The organism is Cyanobium sp. NIES-981, assembly GCF_900088535.1.
Taxonomy (GTDB): Bacteria; Cyanobacteriota; Cyanobacteriia; order PCC-6307; family Cyanobiaceae; genus NIES-981.
On the sequence record NZ_LT578417.1, the window covers coordinates 382,917 to 400,744 of the forward strand.

The 17,828-nt window shown below is 67.8% G+C and carries 22 protein-coding genes and 1 tRNA gene; 6 read left to right on the forward strand and 17 right to left on the reverse strand.

The window, feature by feature from the left end:
- The first annotated feature begins 11 nt into the window (after positions 1 to 11).
- Entirely contained in the window at positions 12 to 1,187 is a 1,176-nt protein-coding gene (locus CBM981_RS02010) for an NAD(P)/FAD-dependent oxidoreductase (protein ID WP_087067047.1), read from the forward strand.
- 11 nt (positions 1,188 to 1,198) lie between these two features.
- Here CBM981_RS02010 and psaK read toward each other — a convergent pair whose 3' ends face one another.
- The 3 genes from psaK to CBM981_RS02025 form a co-directional block, all read right to left on the reverse strand.
- The gene (gene psaK, locus CBM981_RS02015) at positions 1,199 to 1,456 is read right to left on the reverse strand and encodes a photosystem I reaction center subunit PsaK (protein ID WP_087067048.1); all 258 of its coding nucleotides are present in this window, start codon (positions 1,454 to 1,456) and stop codon (positions 1,199 to 1,201) included.
- Between the two features lie 87 nt (positions 1,457 to 1,543).
- Entirely contained in the window at positions 1,544 to 1,879 is a 336-nt protein-coding gene (locus CBM981_RS02020; protein WP_172820791.1) for a DUF3593 domain-containing protein, read from the reverse strand.
- Complete coding sequence (locus tag CBM981_RS02025; RefSeq protein WP_087067049.1) at positions 1,876 to 2,190, reverse strand: DUF2499 domain-containing protein; 315 nt, start codon at positions 2,188 to 2,190, stop codon at positions 1,876 to 1,878. Before CBM981_RS02025 ends, CBM981_RS02020 begins: the two co-directional genes overlap by 4 nt.
- A gap of 48 nt (positions 2,191 to 2,238) precedes the next feature.
- On the opposite strand from CBM981_RS02025, the gene CBM981_RS02030 reads away from it, so the two are divergent.
- The 4 genes from CBM981_RS02030 (at position 2,239) to CBM981_RS15155 (ending at position 6,184) form a co-directional block, all read left to right on the forward strand.
- Positions 2,239 to 2,808 carry a rhomboid family intramembrane serine protease gene (locus CBM981_RS02030; protein WP_087067050.1) on the forward strand — a complete coding sequence of 190 codons (570 nt, stop codon included), beginning with the start codon at positions 2,239 to 2,241 and terminating at the stop codon, positions 2,806 to 2,808.
- Between the two features lie 29 nt (positions 2,809 to 2,837).
- Complete coding sequence (csaB, locus tag CBM981_RS02035) at positions 2,838 to 3,878, forward strand: polysaccharide pyruvyl transferase CsaB (protein ID WP_087069113.1); 1,041 nt, start codon at positions 2,838 to 2,840, stop codon at positions 3,876 to 3,878.
- A gap of 22 nt (positions 3,879 to 3,900) precedes the next feature.
- Positions 3,901 to 4,923, forward strand: coding sequence for a zinc-binding alcohol dehydrogenase family protein (locus tag CBM981_RS02040; protein ID WP_087067051.1), 1,023 nt, complete (start codon positions 3,901 to 3,903; stop codon positions 4,921 to 4,923).
- Positions 4,924 to 5,203: 280 nt separating this feature from the next.
- A complete protein-coding gene (locus CBM981_RS15155; protein WP_157665305.1) occupies positions 5,204 to 6,184 on the forward strand; it encodes a hypothetical protein in 981 nt (326 codons plus the stop codon).
- A gap of 494 nt (positions 6,185 to 6,678) precedes the next feature.
- Here the strand turns inward: CBM981_RS15155 and CBM981_RS02045 are convergent, their stop codons facing one another.
- The 11 genes from CBM981_RS02045 to CBM981_RS02095 form a co-directional block, all read right to left on the reverse strand.
- A complete protein-coding gene (locus CBM981_RS02045) occupies positions 6,679 to 7,257 on the reverse strand; it encodes a peroxiredoxin (protein WP_087067052.1) in 579 nt (192 codons plus the stop codon).
- Positions 7,258 to 7,282: 25 nt separating this feature from the next.
- The gene (rpmB, locus tag CBM981_RS02050) at positions 7,283 to 7,519 is read right to left on the reverse strand and encodes a 50S ribosomal protein L28 (RefSeq protein WP_087067053.1); all 237 of its coding nucleotides are present in this window, start codon (positions 7,517 to 7,519) and stop codon (positions 7,283 to 7,285) included.
- A 61-nt stretch (positions 7,520 to 7,580) separates the two neighbouring features.
- On the reverse strand, positions 7,581 to 9,587 hold the full coding sequence (gene htpG, locus CBM981_RS02055) for a molecular chaperone HtpG (RefSeq protein WP_369801661.1): 2,007 nt from the start codon (positions 9,585 to 9,587) through the stop codon (positions 7,581 to 7,583).
- Positions 9,588 to 9,606: 19 nt separating this feature from the next.
- Positions 9,607 to 9,843, reverse strand: a complete 237-nt coding sequence (locus tag CBM981_RS02060) for a hypothetical protein (protein WP_087067055.1) — start codon at positions 9,841 to 9,843, stop codon at positions 9,607 to 9,609.
- A gap of 67 nt (positions 9,844 to 9,910) precedes the next feature.
- Positions 9,911 to 10,609 carry a hypothetical protein gene (locus CBM981_RS02065; RefSeq protein ID WP_157665306.1) on the reverse strand — a complete coding sequence of 233 codons (699 nt, stop codon included), beginning with the start codon at positions 10,607 to 10,609 and terminating at the stop codon, positions 9,911 to 9,913.
- A 223-nt stretch (positions 10,610 to 10,832) separates the two neighbouring features.
- The gene (locus tag CBM981_RS02070) at positions 10,833 to 11,057 is read right to left on the reverse strand and encodes an acetyltransferase (RefSeq protein WP_087067057.1); all 225 of its coding nucleotides are present in this window, start codon (positions 11,055 to 11,057) and stop codon (positions 10,833 to 10,835) included.
- 432 nt (positions 11,058 to 11,489) lie between these two features.
- Positions 11,490 to 11,954 carry a hypothetical protein gene (locus tag CBM981_RS02075; RefSeq protein WP_087067058.1) on the reverse strand — a complete coding sequence of 155 codons (465 nt, stop codon included), beginning with the start codon at positions 11,952 to 11,954 and terminating at the stop codon, positions 11,490 to 11,492.
- A 26-nt stretch (positions 11,955 to 11,980) separates the two neighbouring features.
- Positions 11,981 to 12,205: a ferredoxin family protein gene (locus CBM981_RS02080; protein WP_087067059.1), complete on the reverse strand. Its 225-nt coding sequence runs from the start codon at positions 12,203 to 12,205 to the stop codon at positions 11,981 to 11,983.
- Positions 12,206 to 12,231: 26 nt separating this feature from the next.
- Entirely contained in the window at positions 12,232 to 13,419 is a 1,188-nt protein-coding gene (locus CBM981_RS02085; protein WP_087067060.1) for an ATP phosphoribosyltransferase regulatory subunit, read from the reverse strand.
- Between the two features lie 32 nt (positions 13,420 to 13,451).
- Positions 13,452 to 14,369: an inositol monophosphatase family protein gene (locus tag CBM981_RS02090; protein WP_087067061.1), complete on the reverse strand. Its 918-nt coding sequence runs from the start codon at positions 14,367 to 14,369 to the stop codon at positions 13,452 to 13,454.
- A complete protein-coding gene (locus CBM981_RS02095) occupies positions 14,366 to 14,734 on the reverse strand; it encodes a 2Fe-2S iron-sulfur cluster-binding protein (RefSeq protein ID WP_087067062.1) in 369 nt (122 codons plus the stop codon). The genes CBM981_RS02090 and CBM981_RS02095 overlap by 4 nt, the downstream gene beginning before the upstream one ends.
- A gap of 38 nt (positions 14,735 to 14,772) precedes the next feature.
- On the opposite strand from CBM981_RS02095, the gene CBM981_RS02100 reads away from it, so the two are divergent.
- Positions 14,773 to 14,859 (forward strand) — tRNA-Ser (locus tag CBM981_RS02100).
- A 94-nt stretch (positions 14,860 to 14,953) separates the two neighbouring features.
- Here the strand turns inward: CBM981_RS02100 and pstB are convergent.
- The 3 genes from pstB to pstC all read right to left on the reverse strand — a co-directional run bounded on the left by pstB (position 14,954) and on the right by pstC (position 17,791).
- Complete coding sequence (gene pstB / locus CBM981_RS02105) at positions 14,954 to 15,757, reverse strand: phosphate ABC transporter ATP-binding protein PstB (protein WP_369801680.1); 804 nt, start codon at positions 15,755 to 15,757, stop codon at positions 14,954 to 14,956.
- 95 nt (positions 15,758 to 15,852) lie between these two features.
- On the reverse strand, positions 15,853 to 16,779 hold the full coding sequence (pstA, locus tag CBM981_RS02110) for a phosphate ABC transporter permease PstA (protein ID WP_225867478.1): 927 nt from the start codon (positions 16,777 to 16,779) through the stop codon (positions 15,853 to 15,855).
- A 22-nt stretch (positions 16,780 to 16,801) separates the two neighbouring features.
- A complete protein-coding gene (pstC, locus tag CBM981_RS02115; RefSeq protein WP_172820793.1) occupies positions 16,802 to 17,791 on the reverse strand; it encodes a phosphate ABC transporter permease subunit PstC in 990 nt (329 codons plus the stop codon).
- Positions 17,792 to 17,828: the final 37 nt, after the last annotated feature.

A 17,828-nucleotide genomic window follows, 5' to 3' on the forward strand; every position in this document is an offset into this window, starting at 1 on the left:
CCCCTGCCAGCGTGGATGTGCTGGTGGTGGGGGCGGGCCCGGCGGGGGGGCGCCTCGCCCGCCATCTGGCCGCCGCGGGCGTTCGGGTGATGCTGGTGGATCGCCTCGACGACCTGGCTCGGGCGGCCTTCAGCAGTGCGGCCGTGCCCCAGTCGGCGGTGGAGGGCCTGGCGCTCCCCGAGGAGGTGATCGCCGCCCGCTGGCGGGCCTGGCATCTGGTGGGGCCGGCTGGCCGCGCCCGGGTGTGGCGGTCGTCACGCCCGCTCGGTGCGGTGCTCGACTTCGCCGCTCTGCGCCGTTGGCAGGCCGATGAGGCTGCCGCCCTGGGAGCCCGGGTGGTGCTGGGCTGGCGGGCGGTGGCCTCGTCGCACTGCGGGGGCAGGATGCGCACCTGGCTGCGGCATGGGCGGGGGGGGCGCCTGGTGTCCGTGGCCAGCCGCTGGGTGATCGACGCCAGCGGCGAAGCCAGGGCCCTGCTGGGGGATCCCGACCGCCGCCGTGCGCCCCTGGTGGTGGGCCTGGGGGTGGAGTGGCTGCTGCAGGTGGGGATGGCCCAGTGGCAGCCGTGGGCCGAACGACTCAGCTTCTTCCTCGGCAGCTCCTGGGTGCGGCGCGGCTACGGCTGGGTGTTTCCGATGGCGCCCGGACTGCTCAAGGTGGGAATCTGCCGGCTCGAGCCGGAGCTGCCCTCGGGCTGCGAGCCGCTCCAGGCTGAGCTGATGGGTCTGCTGGCACGGCTGGACCTGGCCCAGGCCCCGGTGCTCGACCGGCATGGCGGCCGGATCCGCAGCAGCATCCGCCGCCGGGAAGACCATGGCCTCGGCCACCTGCTGGGCCTTGGGGATGCGGTGAGCACGGCCAACCTGCTGGGCGGCGAGGGAATCCGCCACGCCATCACCAGTGCGGATGTGCTGGCTCCCCTGTTGCTGGAGGGCACGGATCCGGCCCGGCTGGCCCGCCGCTATGCCGCCCAGCTCCGCCAGGCCCTGGGCTGGCGCTGGTCGCTGAGTGGGCGACTGGCTCGCCGCACCTGGCTCTCTCTGGTGAGCGGTGCGGCGGATCAGCGGCTCGAGCGCCTGCTCAGCGCCCTGGAGAGGAGGCGAGCGGAGGATCTCTCCGCCCTGCTCTTCGACTACCGCTTCGAGCGGTACGGCCTCAGGGTGCTGCCCTACCTGGCGGGGGGCTGAGGCGCCCCGGTTCAGACCACGCCGCGGGAGGCCAGACCCAGGATCGTGCCGATGCCGAGGATGTGGCCGAGGCTGAGGGTGCCGAGCATGGCCCCGTGGCTCATGCCGCCGAACATGGCGCTGTTGGGCAGCTGCAGGCCCACGTTGGGCTGCTTGATGGTGGCTTTGCCGATCGCGATGGCGATCACGTTGCAGACGATCATCACCAGCGCCACCTTCGGCGACCAGGTGATGGTGGCGGGGGCCACAGCCAGAAGTGGAGCGAGCATGGATCACAAGCCGACGCCCCATCTTCCGGGCGAGGACGGCGGCGTTGGCACCGCCGTAAGACTTGTTCATCCAGGGGGCCGGCAGCCTCAGGGCTCCGCCGGCGGTGGCCCCTGCAGAAAGCCCAGCGCCACCACCAGATTGGCGAGGGTGAGGAAGGCTTCGGCGCCGCCGTGGAGGGGATCCACGTCCGCCAGCTGGCGCCCGAACCGCTGCTCGGCGATCACCGCCGCGCCGATCGTCACCGCCACGAACAGCAGGGTGAGCTGAAAGCCGCGCAGGGCCAGCCGGGGGAAGGCCTGCACCTGGCGGGCCCACCACAGGAAGGCGAGATAGGGCAGCAGCGAGAGCACGAACAGCGGCCCGGCGTCCACCGCCGCCAGCCGCTCCAGCAGGGCCTGCAGCAGGGGGCCGAGCCCGTTCATGGTGCCGGAGGCCGGGCCGCCTGCTGCTGGCGCAGCAGATGGAGGGCGGCCCCGGCCAGGGCGACGTTGCCCAGCAGGGTGCAGCCGGCCTGGAACACCACCAGCCCCTGGAGGGCAGGGCTGTTGTCGAACAGGTGCCAGGTGCAGGCGGCCATGGCGCTCACCAGGGCCGGCGTCATCGCCAAGGCCAGCCAGCGCCAGCCCGGTTCAGCGCGCCGCCGGCCGTAGGTCTGCACCGCCACGATCGCCACCATCCACTCCAGCACCGAGGCGATGTGGATCCACCAAGTCGGCAGTGAGAGGGCATGCATGGGCAGACTCTGCCATTGCGTTGTCTGCTCCGCGAGGGACCTGCACCGATGGGCCTGCGCTCCCGTCTGCTGCTGCCGCTCCTGATCCTGGCGGTGGCCTGGGTCCAGGAGCTGGTGGACCAGCTGCTGTTCGGCGGCCGCTGGAACCTGCCGCTGGTGCCCGGCGGGCCGGTGTGGGGCATCGTCACCGCGCCCTTCAGCCACGCCGGCTTCGGCCATCTGCTGAGCAATTCCCTCTGGTTCGTGCCCCTCTCCTGGCTGGTGCTCTCCCGGGGAATCCGCCCCTACCTGCGGGTGTGGGCGTCGGTGCTGGTGTGCTCCCTGCCGGTGTGGCTGCTGTGGCACAACGCCAGCCATGGCCTTTCCGGCGTGGTGTACGGGCTGCTGGGCTACCTGCTGGCCGCCGGGCTGGTGGAGCGCCGGCCCTGGCCGATCGTGCTGTCGCTGGTGTGCCTCACCACCTATGGCGGCCTGCTGCCGTCGCTGCTTCCCCTGCTCAGTCCGGCTGGTGTGAGCTGGATCGGCCATGCCTCCGGCTTCGTGGCCGGCCTGCTGGCTGCCTGGCTGGGGGCGCCCCTGCCCGCCCAGCAGCAGGATGCGGGTGGTGCCCGGTGGTAGGCATGGCACCGCTGCTGGCCCCGCGCCCCGTGCCCCTGCGTCCACGTCCGCTGCTGGTGGGCTACTACGGCGAGCACAACCTGGGCGACGACGCCCTGCTGGAGGTGCTGCTGGCCGCGCTGCCGGCCGGCTGCCGGCCCACCGTGACGGCCCGCGACCAATCCCTGGTGCAGCGCCGCTACGGCGTGGCCACGGTGGACCGCACCAGCCTGGCGGCGGTGCTGGAGGCGGTGGGCCGCTGCGATGCCCTGGTGTTCGGCGGCGGCAGCCTGCTGCAGGACAGCACCAGCTTTCTGAGCCTGGTGTACTACGCCACGCTGGTGCTGCTGGCCCGCAGCCAGGGCAAGCCGGTGCTGCTGTGGGGACAGGGACTGGGTCCGCTCCGCCGGAAGCGCAGCCGCTGGCTGGTGCGGGGACTGCTGCCGCTGGTCACCGCGGTGAGCTGGCGGGACCCGGCCTCGGCGGCCCTGGCAAGGAGCCTCGGACGCCGAGGCGAGGGCGCCGTGGGGGCCGATCCGGTGTGGAGCGTCGCACCGGAGCTGTGGCGCGGCGAAGGCGGGCCGATCGTGCTCTGCTTCCGGCCCACGCCACAGCTGGAGGGTGAGGGCTGGAGGCCGTGGCTGCAGGCCCTCGAGGGGCTGGCTCCGGAGCGGGAACTGATCTGGCTGCCGTTCCACGCCCATCAGGACCGGGGCCTGCTGGCGTCCCTGCGGGCGCAGGGGCTGCTCAGCCCGGCCCTGGCGGCCCGCAGCCGCGAACTCAGCCCCGACCGTCCGCGGGAGGCCATGCGGCTCTGCGCCGGCAGTGGCCTGGTGCTGGCCATGCGCCTGCACGGCCTGATCCTGGCCGCCGCCGCCGGGGCGCCCACGGCCGCCCTCAGCTACGACCCCAAGGTGGAGGCGGCCGCCTCCGCCCTCGGCTGCCCCTGCCACCGCCTCGATCAACCACCCCCCGCCGGCCTCACCGCCCGCTGGCAGGCCTGCCTCGATGCCCCCCCCGATCCGGAGCGGGTGCGTCAGCTCAGGCAGTCCACCCAGGTGCATGCCCGCCTGCTTGCCAGGCTGGCCTGAGATTCGCCACAGGGAGGCGCCCATGCGCGCAGTGGGCTACCAGCGGTCGGCGGAGCTCGGTTCGCCGCACTACCTGCTGGATCTGGAGCTGCCGGAGCCCCAGCCAGGGGAGCACGACCTGCTGGTGCGGCTGGAGGCGGTGGCGGTGAACCCGGTGGATCTCAAGGTGCGACAGCGGGAAGTGCCGCCGGCCGGGGGCTGGCGGGTCCTGGGCTGGGACGCGGTGGGTCGCGTCCAGGCCCTCGGGTCCGCGGTGAGCGGCTTCACCCCGGGCGAGAGGGTGTGGTATGCCGGGTCCCTGCCGCGCCAGGGCAGCAACGCCGAGCTGCAGCGGGTGGATCACCGGCTGGTGGCGGCGGCCCCCGGCTCCCTCTCCGCCGCGGAGGCTGCCGCCCTGCCGCTCACGGCCATCACGGCCTGGGAACTGCTGTTCGATCGCCTGCGGCTGCCCCAGCACCCCGAGGCCGGGCATGGCCAGGCGCTGCTGGTGGTGGGGGCCGCCGGCGGGGTGGGCTCGATTCTGGTGCAGTTGCTGCGGGCGCTCACCGGCCTCACGGTGGTGGGCACCGCCTCACGGCCGGAGAGCCGGGCCTGGGTGCTCGCGCTGGGTGCCCACCACGTGCTGAACCACCAGCTCCCGCTGCGGCCCCAGCTGGAGGCCCTGGGCATCGGCGGGGTGGAGTGGGCCGTGGGCCTCACCCACACCGACCGGCACTTCGAGGCCCTGGTGGATGTGCTTCGCCCCCAGGGGGCCCTGGCCCTGATCGACGACCCTGACCCAGCCGCGCTCAACCTGCTGGCCCTCAAGCGCAAGAGCCTTTCCCTGCACTGGGAGTTCATGTTCACCCGCTCTCTGTTCGGCACCGCAGACATGGCGGAGCAGGGGCGCCTGCTGCAGCGCCTGGCGGACCTGGTGGAGGGGGGCCTGGTGCGCAGCACCCTGCAGGACCACCGGGGCCGGATCAATGCAGCGAATCTGGAGAGCGCCCATCGGCAGCTGGCCAGCGGCCACAGCCTTGGCAAGGTGGTGCTGGAAGGCTTCTAGGTGTGGAGCCTGACCAGGCCCACCCGCTCTGCGAGGGCCGCTTTGGTGGTCCCGCCATCGCGGCCCACAGCCCTCAGCGTGTTCACACAGCCCCCTGCGTGTTGCCTGCTCTCTGGCAAAAGACAATCATTCGCATAAAGCTCACCGAGCTCACCTTTCAATGTAGAAATATTTAGTTGTGGTGATTGTTGCCATGGGAAAATTATCTTGTAGATAGCCCTAGGCATGCCTAGCAAGTTACGCGGTCTCCAATGATCTCATTCTCGGGAGGATGTTGATCATGGGCCTTCGCATTGTATTGAGAGCGCCGCTCAGGCGCGCGATTGTGGGTACTTCCGGACGGGATAGTGTTCGATCGAGGCGCTTAAGAATTGCCAACAAAGGGTCGATCAAGCTTCTGGGAAGAAACGACCGGATCAGTAGCCGCTACGCGATGGAATTGAAAGGGATCATCTCGATGGGGGCTGGTCATGATGTCATTACGGGTAGGAGGGACATTCGAGTTCTAGGGCCGGAGGCCGACGGTTCAGGAGAAATTATCACGGGGCGCGGCAATGATGTGCTGAAGTCAAGAAGGAGATTGTTCCTGGGTGATTCCGATCTTGACACTGGAAAAGGAAATGATAGGGTCATGGCATCGGAAATAGCGTTTAATGGGCCATTTGTAGAAACAGGGTCTGGGGACGATATTATTCATGCAAAAAATAGCATGTATCATGATATTGGCTGGTTGAGGATGGGTCCAGGATCAGACCTCCTCAAGGTTGGCTCTTGGCTTTGGTTGGACGAGGGTGGACGTGTGGATATGGATGCTGGCAATGACACGGTAGTCGTGAATGATGTTCTCGAGATCGATGGTGCCAGCCTGGATATGGGTGCGGGTGATGACACCGTGGATGTGCGCAATGGTGGCGTTGAGCTTGATGATTATAACGGTATCTGTAAGATCAACCTTGGCGATGGAAATGATCGGTTTATCGGTTTTGGAAAAGTGATTCCAAATCCAGATTCGCCATCGGCTGATCCCGGCTCGGATGATCGCGATATTATTCTAGATGGGGGTAAAGGCGTGGACCAAATGGTTTTACCGCAAGGCATCTACACCGTGACTCAAAACAAGATCAGTTCCTCGCTTGGTTATCTGCCCGTCAGAAACTTTGAGGTCTTGGCAGGCATCAACGGCAATAGTTTTCCCTATGCCTCTGGTGTCCTTACGGTGGATAGCAACGGTTTGGCTTCGTTTGCTCCGGCTCTTGCTTGAGTCAGGCCTGATGAGTGGTCATCCTTTCTGGGCCCACCCGCTGGCTGACTGAACTGAGGCCAGACACCTCCCCCTGAAAGGGGGGAGGCCGCCCTTGGTGAAGCCTTCCCATGAGAGTGGCGTGTGCGCCAGCGCCCCACCCAACAGTGGCTGCTGGATGCTTCAGGGGGGGTCCCCGGTTTCAGGGACCAATCGAGAGGGGATCACGCCACCACCGGGAGCACCGCGCTGCCGGCCATCGGTGGTTCGTCACCAGCTCGCCCAGCTGATGCGGTGTGCTCAGCTCAAGACCAGGAGCCGTCAGCCCCTGCAGCTCTGCTTCACGGCCCGCAAAGAAGCCAATCGATCAGTGGTGGGCAACGCGCTGCCGGGGCCGGCGCCATCCGCTCCATCCCCTCCAGGGAGCGCTGGCCGCATCTGGCCGCCTGGACCGATCGCGACCCGCACAGACAGCAGGACGATGCCGAGGAGCATCACCTGGTGGGACACACCATCTAGGCCTGAAGGGCCTGCTGTTTCTGCAAGGCGTCCAGCACCTCCGTGCTGTGGCCGCTCGGTCGCACGGCCACCCAGCGCTCGCGCAGCACGCCTTTAGGGTCGATCAGAAAGGTGTGCCGTTGGGAGAAGGGGGCGATCCAGCTGCCGTAGCTCTCGCTCACCCTGCCCCCCGGATCGGAGAGCAGCGGGAACGCCAGCCCCTCACTGCTGCAGAACTCGGTGTGGGAGTCGGCGTCATCGGCGCTCACACCCACCACCGCAGCTCCAGCCTCCTGGAAGTGGGCCAGATCCCTCTGGAAGCCACGGGCCTCCAGGGTGCAGCCACCGGTGAAGTCGCGCGGATAGAAATAGAGCACGAGCCACTGGCCGGCGAAATCGCCGAGCGCCAGTTCGCCGGGAACGGCGGAGCCATCGGCCGCGGGAACGACCCCGCTGAGCCGGAAGGCAGGGGCGGGCTGCCCGAGCGCGGGCAGGGTGCCCCCCAATGCAAGGGCCTGCCGGGGACGACCCAGCAGGCCCAGCAAGAGCGATCCGGCTGAGACGGTGGTCAGCCTCAGCAGATCACGGCGCTTCATCACACTGGGGGGGAAGGCTGGGCCCTCAGATCTTGGCGAGGTTGATGCCCAGTTCCTTGGCGTAGGCGCCCAGGCCCTTCTTCTGAATGGTGCGCAGGGCCCTGGTGGAGACCCGCAGCTTCACGAAGCGGTTGCCTTCGGCCCACCACAGGCGTCGTTCCTGCAGGTTCACCTGCTGGAGCTTCTTGGTGCGCACGTGGGAGTGGGACACGGCCATGCCGTTGTTGGCGCGCTTGCCGGTGAGCTGGCAGACCCGGGACATGACCTACAACCGTTCAGAACAACTTCTGGGCATCAGCCCAAGCGGAGACTTTACCAAACGCTCAGAGCCCCCGCTCCATCAGCTGGCCCATCAGGTCGCAGCTGCGCTGCTGGAAGCCGGCCAACTGGTTGGGCTCCAGGCCGCCCACCGCCAGCCGAGCCATCTCGTAGATGTGGCGGCTGAGGGCGTGGGCCAGCTCCTGACTGGGGGAGCTGCCGCTGCCGGTGATCACCGAGCCGGCACTCAGCTTGAGCAGCCCCTCCACCAGCTTGTGGCGCCGGTTGATCAGCAGCACGTGATGATCCGGCAGCCCGGGGAGCCGCTGCTCCATCAGGGCGCCCATGTCGTTGATGCGGCGCATCTGCTCCGGCAGCAGGATCAGGGCGGCGGGGGCGTTGTCGCCCTTGAGGGCCTGGATCTGGAGGGTCACCTTGTCGTCAGCGAGGGCGCCCTTGAAGAGTTCACGCAGCTTCTCGGAGGCATCCTTGCCATCGGCATCAGCCAGCTCGCTGTCCTTCTCCTGGAGGGAATCGTCGAGCTCGGCATCCACCCGCTGGAACTTCAGCTCCTCGTGGCGGTACTCAAGCCAGGGGATGAACTGGGTGTCGATGAAGCTGTCGGCGAGCAGCACCTCGGCCTCCTGGCTCTTCCACAGGGCCAGGGCACCGGCCTGACCAGCCTCATCGGTGCAGTAGAGCACCCGTTTGTCGTTGTCGGGGCTCAGCCGCGAGCGGTAGCCGGAGAGCGTGGTGTAGGCCTTGCCGCCTTCGGCCGGGATCGGATCGAGGCTGTCACCATCGGCGGGCTCGCCGTCAAAGGGCGCCGCCGTGGTGCCGAACAGCACCAGATCGGCCACCTGATCGGCGAATTTCTCATCCTCCATGGCACCGATCTTGATGAACGGGGCCAGGGATTCCCAGATCTCGGCGTAGCGCTTGGGGTCGTCTCTGTGCAGTTCCTTGAGCCGGTCGGCCACCTTCTTGGCCACGAAGCCGCCGATCGAGCGCACGCGCCGGTCGGTCTGCAGGGCCGAGCGGCTCACGTTGAGGGGGATGTCCGGCGAATCGATCACGCCGCGCAGGGGCAGCAGGTAGCGGGGCACCACCTCCTTGATCGAATCGCTTACGAACACCTGGTTGCAGTAGAGCTTGATCTCGCCCTTCTCCCAGTCGGCCCGCCCGGTGGATTTCGGGAAGTAGAGGATGCCCTGCAGGGTGTAGGGGTAGTCGGTGTTGAGGTGCACCCAGAGCAGCGGGTCGCCCTGGAAGGGGTAGAGGTAGCGATAGAGCTCGATGTAGTCGTCGTCGCTGAGCTCGCGGGCGCTCCTGCGCCAGGGGGCCTCCCGCTTGTTCACGGTTTCCCCCTCCAGCTGCACCTCCACCGGCATGAAGTCGCAGTAGGTGGTGATCAGTGTGCGGATGCGGGCCGGCTCGATGTATTCGAGCTCCTCCTCCATCAGGTGCAGGATCACATCGGTGCCGGGCTCGCTGCGCTCGGCTGCTTCCAGACTGAAGTTCGGGGAGCCGTCGCAGCTCCAGCGCACGGCTTCGGCTCCTTCCCGGGCGCTGAGGCTCACCAGCTCCACCTGGCTGGCCACCATGAAGCTGGAGTAGAAGCCGAGGCCGAAGTGGCCGATGATGGCGTCGCTCTCGCTCTTGTATTTCTCCAGGAAGTCTTCGGCGCTGGAGAAGGCCACCTGGTTGATGTAGCGCTTCACCTCGTCGGCGCTCATGCCGATGCCGTTGTCGGAGATGGTGAGGGTCTTGGCCTCACGGTCGATGCGGATCTGGATGCGGCCTTCGGGGCCCTCGCTGCAGTCGCCGGCCATGGCGGCCATGCGGCGCTTGCTGATGGCATCCACGCCGTTGCTCACCAGCTCCCGCAGGAACACCTCGTGGCCGCTGTACACGGCCTTCTTGATGATCGGGAAGATGTTCTCGGTATGGATCTGGATCTGACCCTGTTCGGCTTGCAGCACCGTGCGTCCGTCTTCAACGTGGCTACCAGAATCCTCCGCGGCAGCCCATGCCGCCAAGGGGGTGGCATGGGCAGGAAACCGTCCCGCCATGCCGACTGGGGCGGCGGTGTCAGAAGCTGGGACCGAACAGTTCGCCCTGGATCAGCTGCTCCCAGCCGCAGGGGACGGCCCTGTCCCCCAGGCTGACCCGGCTGAGGGCACGCTTGCGCGGCCGGTGTCGACGTTGGGGATGGGCGTTGGGGGCGATCGGTGGCGCCGGAGACGGCACCGGAGGTGGCAGCCAAGCGAGATCAGGGGCACCGAGATCAGGGGCCCGGAACACGGTGTAGGGGGAGGCGATCGCCATGGCAGTACAGATGAGTACGCACGTACTAGCCAGGCGGATCGGGCTTGTCAATCCAGTGCCCCCGGGCTCAGCCCTCGAGCACCTGCCGCTCGAGTTCCCGGTAGGGCTGCTCCGAGGAGGAATCAACCGCAAACCACGTCCAGCTGCTGGCGGCTGCCGGGGTTTCCGAGGTCACAGGCCAGTCGATGCGCTGGCCCCCATAGGTGAGCCCCACGCAGGTGAGGTGTTCGTCGCCGCCCAGCAGCGACCAGAGCAAGCGCAGCTGATCGCGCCGGTAGGCCAGCGGATCGGTGGTCCTGCTGCGTTCCGGCTGGTATCCCGGCTGCTGCTGCACCTGCTCCGGGGTATCGCAGGCCAGGTAGGTGCCGGTTTCGGTGGGGTAGAACCAGCAGGCCTCATTGGCCACCTCGGCCAGGGGGAGCTCGTCCAGGCAGGTGATCGCGGGGTTGCGCAGAGCCGCCGGCGGTTGGCCGATCCGTTCGTCTGGCGTCTCCCCCCGCAGGTCGTACACGCCCAGGCTGAGGGCGCCGATCTCCAGCCCTGGAACGAGCGCATTGCAGAAGGGTGGGGTGCCCTTCCTGACCTGCTGCACCAACCCCTCCAGGTCGCTGGGCCCGGCTGGTGGACAGGGGTAGATCCGCAGCCGCCGGGCGCTGCGGACGCCCTCGGCCTGCGCGGCCACCAGGGCAGGCCAGTGGAGCGCATCGCTGGGGGGAAGGTGCCCGTGCGGAGCCAGCACGAACACGGGGACATGAATCCAGGCCATGGTCGGCGGGGTGGGGGGGATGGGAACGTGTGAGCCAGGGTGGAACAGGCCCAGGATCGCCTGGCCCAGGGCGTTGTGGACCACCACCTCCCACTGTTGCCCAGGTACATGTCTGCCCATGGACATGCCGACCGCGGGATCATGAAGCGGGGAACCGGGGAGCGCATCAACCGCAGGGCACCCCCTGTCGCGGTGCCCTGCCGAGGCTGCCCCCTCGCGATGCTCAGCCCACAGGGGCAGCGTGCAGCTTGTAGGCGGGATCCATCCAGCAGCGGGGCAGGGCTTCTCCGGAGGGAAAGCGAAGATCGGCCTTCAGGAAGGGCGCCCTGTCCTGCATCTCCTCACCGGCATGCAGGCGACCCTCCACGTTGGTCACGAAGGGGTCAAAAAGCTGATGCACATTCAGCACTTCCATCAGTGCTCCGTCCTGGCGGGTTTTGAGGAACATGGTGTGCTCCGTCTCACTGGCATCTCCGGTCTAGGAAAGCGTGGAGGTTCTGGCAGGTTGCCGAGAGGGTGGATACCCCCCTTGAGTCCAGCCACGGCCAAGAGCCCCGGGCCTGGCCGGAAAAGCCTGTCGCGACCGGGCTGGCAGGGTGGCCGGGCTGTGGCGGACATCCTGGTGCGGGCACGCCAGGGGAAGCGGTCTCAGCCCATCGCTGTCCATCCGCTGCAGTACCTCCCTGGGTTGGAAGCTCAGAACTTGCGCAGCTCCCGACCGATCTTCAGGCGTTGCCTGGAGCGGGGCTCGGCCCGCTCAGGCGGATCGTCGAGGGCCATGGCGATGGCGGCCAGGGCCAGGCACGCGGAGAGCAACAGAACCAGTGGGCGGCGCGATGGGCGTGCTGCGCCCCCGGCGTGGCGGGGCCGGCGCCCACGTCTATTCACATCCCTGGACGGAGATCCGGTAGCTGAAGCCCAGTGCGGCGGGCCGGCTTCGCGAGCCGACCTTGAAATTCATCAGCCGGGTGCGGCGGCCGGGCACCGCCGGGAAGGGGCCGAACTCCCTGCCCTCACCAGGCTCGAAGGTGGGTGTTTCGTTGATCACCTGCAGGTTGGCCCCATCGGTGAAGATCATGAAGCCGGCAATGGGAAAGGTGGCCCGCTCCGATGAGGCCGAGGTGAAGAAGAACCGGTAGCTCCTGTAGTCGCGGTCCACGATGAAATCTGTGTTCCAGTTGGTCCGGCCCAGGGCCCGATCGGGGCCGATCTGCTTGCTCACCACCGGATCACCGCTGCCGCCCAGTGGTATCAGGAAGCGGCACTCGGCCTGAGCTGGCAGTGCAGCCATGCCTGCCAGCAGCAGCGTGGCGAGCAGGGAGGTGCCAGGAAGAGCCGACGGCATCACGCAACGGGGAGAGAGGCTGAATCTTATGCGCGCTGTTGCAGCTCGGCCTTCTCCTCCGGCAGGATCGCTCCCTCCACCGGGCACACCTGCAGGCAGATGCCGCAGTCGATGCAGGTATCGAAATCGATCCAGTAAAAGCTGGTGCCCTTGCTGTTGGCGCCCTGGCCTGGATGGATGCAGGCCACCGGGCAGGCATCCACACAATCGGCCACCCCTTCGCAGACGTTGGTGACGATCGTGTGGGCCATGGTGCGCGGCTTGGGCTGGCCCGATCCTAGGGAGCGAGCCAGTGCACTCTCGGGGAGCCGCGCTCGGCGGCGATCGCCTCCGCACCTGTGCGGCTGGTCACGGGGCCCGGCAGCAGTTCGGCCCGGGTCCCACGGCTGTGCAGGCCTTCAAGCATCTCCAGGGCAGCGGCCAGCAGGGTGTCCTCGGCGTAGGCCACCAGATCCGGGGCGACTTCGGCCGCAGCGACGGCCGCAGCGCTGTCCGAGGAGAGCAGCTCGCGGACGGCCTCCACATCGAAGGCGAAGCCCACCCCGGCCGCGATCTGGGCATCGCCGCAGAAGCGCCCCACCAGAGCGTCGTAGCGGCCGCCGCCGGCGATCGCCACCGGTGCCTCGCGGCCCTGGCACACCAGCTTGAGCACCAGACCGTCATAGAGATCGAAATGGGGCTGGAAGGTGGGATCGAGCTGCACCGCCACCCCCAGCCGCTCCGCCGCCGGCGTGAGCACCGCCAGGGTGTGGCCGAGATCTTTCAGAAGCGGCACCGGACCCAGCCATTGCTCCAGCTGGTAAAGCACCTGGGTGGCGTGGCCTCGCAGACGCATCAGGGCCATCAGGCGCTGGCGATCACTGCCGTTCAGGTTGAGCTGCCCGAGCGCGATCGGATCGAAGCTGGTGAGGGCTGCCCGGGCCCCGCTCTGCTGGGGGCCGGGTATCTGCTGCAGCAGGGCCTTCAGCACGCCGTGGTGGCCCACCAGCAGGCGCGGCCGGTGTTCGGGGCGCAGGCCGAGGCTGCCGGCGGCCGCCAGCAGCAGCCGTGTGAGCTCGGCGTCCGCCGCCGCCGTGGGCTCGCCCAGCAGTTCCACACCGCTCTGCAGCTGCTCATGGATGCGCTGCAGGCCCGTGTCGGCCACGCTGCTGCGGAAGGTGGGACCTTCGGCCCAGAGGCGCAGCGGCCGTGGCCGACTCCCCAGACGGGTGCTGGCGGCCCGGGCGATCGAGGCGGTGAGCTCGGGCCTGAGACCCAGGGGTTCATCGGCGGCCAGCCGTACCAGCTCACGGCTGTCGATGCCGCCGCCGGCGGCCAGGGTGTCGAGCCGCTCGAAGCCCGGCGGGGCCACTACCTGGTACCCCCAGCGCCGGTACACCGCCGCCAGATCGCCACAGATGCGCCGGTTGCGCTCCACCTCGCGGGGATTGAGATCCCTGGCGCCGGCGGCGGGTTGCAGGGCCATGGGCGCGGGCGGGGCGGCTGAGGAGGCCGATCCTATGGAGTGGCCCGGGCCGCATCCAGCTCCGGGGCGCCGAAGCTGGCGCCGCTCAGCGGTCTGCAGGCGGCCAGCCCCTCCACCAGCGCGGCGTGCAGGCCTGGGGCACAGGCGATGAGGCGGCCATCGGCCAGCACCAGCTCGCTGCCGTCGTAGGCGCTCACCCGGCCCCCGGCCTGCTCCACCAGCACCACGCCTGCTGCCAGGTCCCAGGGGGAGAGGCCCCGCTCCCAGTAGCCATCCAGCCGTCCGGCCGCCACGAAGGCCAGATCCACCGCCGCGGCCCCGCCGCGGCGCACGCCATGGGTGCGATGGGTGAAGTAGGCGAACTCGGCGTAGTTGTTGTCAAGCCGCTGGAAGCGGTCGTAGGCGAAGCCCGTCACCAGCAGGGCATCCTGCAGCTGGGCGCAGGGGCTCACCTGCAGGCGCCGCTCCTCGCCGCTCTGGCCGTGGCGGCACCAGCTGCCCAGTCCCGGAGCTGCCCAGTAGAGCTCCTGCAGGGCAGGCACCGCCAACACCCCCAGCAGGGGCTGGCCTTGCCAGCAGAGTCCCACCGAGCAACCGAAGAAGGGATAGCCGTGGGCGAAGTTGGTGGTGCCATCCAGGGGATCCACGCACCACTCGAGTGCGCCGCTGCCCCGGCGGCGGCCGCTTTCCTCGGCCAGCACGCCGAGTTCCGGTGTCTGGCATCGCAGCAGATCCAGCACGGCGGCCTCGGCGGCGAGATCGGCCTCGGTCACCAGGTCACCGCAGCGGCCCTTCTCGCGGATCTGGCTCACCTGGCCGAAATGGCTGCTGAGCACGGCACCACCGGCTTCAGCGGCGCTGCGCGCCACGGCCAGCAGCGCGTCCCGCTGCGGCGCGGTGAGGCCCGACTCCTCGAAGGCGCGGTCGGATCCGGGGCAGCGGGGGCTCATTCCTCCTCGAGGGGCAGACCGGTCCGCACCCTGCCACGGCCGAAGTGGCGGCCGAACTGCAGGTCGTAGACCTCGTCCTCCTCCTGGGTCTCCACCTCCAGCGGTCCGGTGGCCCTGGCCACGCACAGCAGGCCGTAGCCCTTCTGGCGCAGCTCCCGTGACAGGCCCAGGGCCTCGCGGTGGTCGATGCTGCCCGCCAGCACGCGCACGGCGCAGGCGGTGCAGCAGCCGTTGCGGCAGCTGAAGGGGAGTGGGTCGCCCTGCTCCTCGAAGCTGCGCAGGATGTAGTCGCCCTCGGGCACGTCATGCCGGATGGTCCGGCCGGTCTGGCGCCAGTGGACGGTGATCGGGTAGGTGATGGTCATGCTGCTACATTGCCACTCGAGTGCCCCATTTTGCCGCTGGAGAGGTGGCCGAGTGGTCGAAGGCGCAGCACTGGAAATGCTGTATAGGGGCAACTCTATCGAGGGTTCGAATCCCTCCCTCTCCGCTTCCAATCACCGGCCCGATGGCCGGTTTTTTTATGCCCCTTCAACGCCCCAGTCGCAGAACTTCATGGTCTCGCCAGGAGCGTTGGGTCCGCTTCAGCCGAAGCGGCCGGTGACGTAGTCCTGGGTGGCCTGCTGGCTGGGCATGTTGAAGATCGTCTGGGTGTCGTTGAACTCCACGAGGTAGCCCACTTTCCCCGATCCTCCACTCACAGCCTCTGCGTTGTAGAAGGCGGTGAGATCGGCCACCCGCACGGCCTGCTGCATGTTGTGGGTCACGATCACGATGGTGTAGCTGCGCTTGAGTTCGTGCATCGTTTCCTCAATCTTCAGGGTGGAGATCGGATCCAATGCCGAGCAGGGCTCATCCATCAGGATCACTTCGGGCTCGGTGGCAATCGCCCTGGCGATGCAGAGGCGTTGCTGCTGGCCGCCGGAGAGGGCCAGGCCACTCTCCTTGAGCTTGTCCTTGCACTCATCCCACACGGCGGCCTTGCGCAGGGAGCGCTCCACGAGCTCGTCCATGTCGCCCCGGTAGCCGTTGATCCGCGCGCCGAAAGCAATGTTTTCGTAGATGCTCTTGGGGAATGGGTTGGGTTTCTGGAACACCATGCCGATGCGACGCCGCACCTCCACGGCATCCACCCGTTTGTCGTAGATGTCATGGCCATCGAACACCACCCGGCCCTTGAGATGGCAGCCTGGGATCAGGTCGTTCATCCGGTTGAGTGACCGCAGCACCGTGGACTTACCGCAGCCCGAAGGGCCGATGAAGGCCGTGACCTTGCCACGCGGGATGTCCATGTACACGTTCTTCACCGCCTCGAACCGGCCGTAGGAGATGGTCACGTTCTCCAGCGAGAGGCAGATGTCGGGCCTGGCGGCCTCGGCGGAGCCCATGCTGGCAATCGGTGCGGAGGTCATGGAGAAGGTGTGGCGACGATGCAGGGCGGGAGAGGCTGAGCGGGAGAGGCGGGGCGGGAAGGGAATGGGCCTCAGGTGCGGGAGAGGCTGCTGAGCCAGCGGGCCACCAGATTGGCCACCAGGATCATCATCACCAGCACGAAGGAGGCTGCCCAGGCCAGTTCGTTCTGGGCCTCGTAGGGCATGATCGCGAAGTTGAAGATCAACACCGACATGGTGGCGATCGGGTTGAAGATGCCCTCAGGCCAGAAGGGTGAGAACAGAGCGGTGAAGATCAGGGGTGCTGTCTCCCCCGCCGCCCGGGCGATCCCCAGCACGATGCCGGTGGCGATCGGGGTGAAGGCCGCCGGAAGCGTGATGCGCATCACGGTGACGAATTTCGAGGCACCCACGCCGTAGGCGCCCCAGCGCAGTTCCTGGGGAACCAGCTTCAGGCCCTCATCGGTGGTCTTGATCACCGTGGGCAGCATCAGGGTGGCCAGGGCGAGGCCCCCGGCCACGGCGCTGTAGCTCTGATTGAAGAAGATCCGGGTGGCCACCACCACCCCGTACACGAACACGCCGCAGATGATCGACGGCACCCCGGCGAGCACATCGTTGCCGAAACTCACGAAGCGGGCGAACCAGCCCCGTTGGGAGTATTCGGTGAGGTAGATGCCTCCGCCCACCCCGATCGGGACGGCGATGAGCGAAGCGATCAGGGTCACCACGATGGTGCCCAGCACCGCATTGCCGATGCCGCCACCTTCCAGGCCGGGAGCCGGCGGCAGCTCGGTGAACAGCCGCAGGCTGATCAACCGCCCTCCCTGCACCAGCACATAGGCAATTACCAGCAGCAGCGGTAGGACTGCAACGGTGGCGAACAGGGCCGCTACCGAGGTGCAGAGCCGGTTGATGCGGTTACGTTTGAGCGATGGGTCGAAGCGCAGAGGGCGGCGTACGAACAGGCTCTCGGCTGGATTAGATCCGTCGACAGGCACTGGAGCGGAGTGGGTCATGGCTAGGATCCGAAGGGAGGTCTCAGTAGCGGAGGCTGAGGCGACGAACCAGCCACTGCGCCAAGACATTCACAAGAAAAGTGAGCACCATCAGCACCAGCGCTGCATACATCAATGCCGACACCTGGACGCCACTGGCTTCGCCGAACTGGTTGGCCAGCATCGCGGCGATCGTGTTGCCCGGAGCCAGCAGTGAGAAGCTGAAATTGAGGGCATTGCCGATGATCATCGTGACGGCCATGGTTTCGCCCATGGCCCTCCCGAGGGCGAGCATCACCCCACCGGTGATGGCGGAGATCGCCGCCGGCAGAATCACACTGGTGATGGCGCCCCAGCGGGTGGTGCCCACGCCATAGGCACCCAGTCGGAGTTCCGGTGGCACCTGGTTCAGGGCGTCGCGGGAGATGGCCGTGATGATCGGCAGGATCATGACCACCAGGATCAGGATGGCCGGCGCCATGCCTGGTCCCTGGGGTTGGGTGTCGAACAGGGGCGACCAGCTCAGCAGCCGGTGCAGCAGGTTCAGCCCCGGACGGATGGCGGGCTCCATCACGAAGATGGCCCACAGCCCCAGCACCACCGAGGGAATGGCGGCCAGTAGCTCCACCATCAGCCCCACCGCGTCGCGCACCAGGGGAGGCACCAGGTCTTCGGTGATGAAGATGGCCGTGCCGACGCCGAGGGGCACGGCGACCAGCAGGGCGAGCAGGGAACTCACCAATGTGCCGTAAATGGCGATTAGGGCGCCGTACTGGTCGTTGACCGGATCCCAGGCGGAGGTGGTGAGGAAGCTCAGCCCGAAGGTCTGGATCGCCTCCTGCGACCCCTGCAGCACCACCAAAAAGATGCCCAGAAGCACCAAGGCCACCACGGCGGCCAGGCTGAGGGTGAGCTGACGGAAGCCGAGGTCCAGCAGTTTCTCGGCGGGGGGGCGCCGCCTCAGGGTGAACGCCTCCCCGCTGGCCTCGCTGAGCGCCTTGCCGCTGGCCGCTGGAAGGAGGTCCGCTGTCATGAAGATTCCGGAGGCGCTGCGGTCAGCCCAGAGCTGG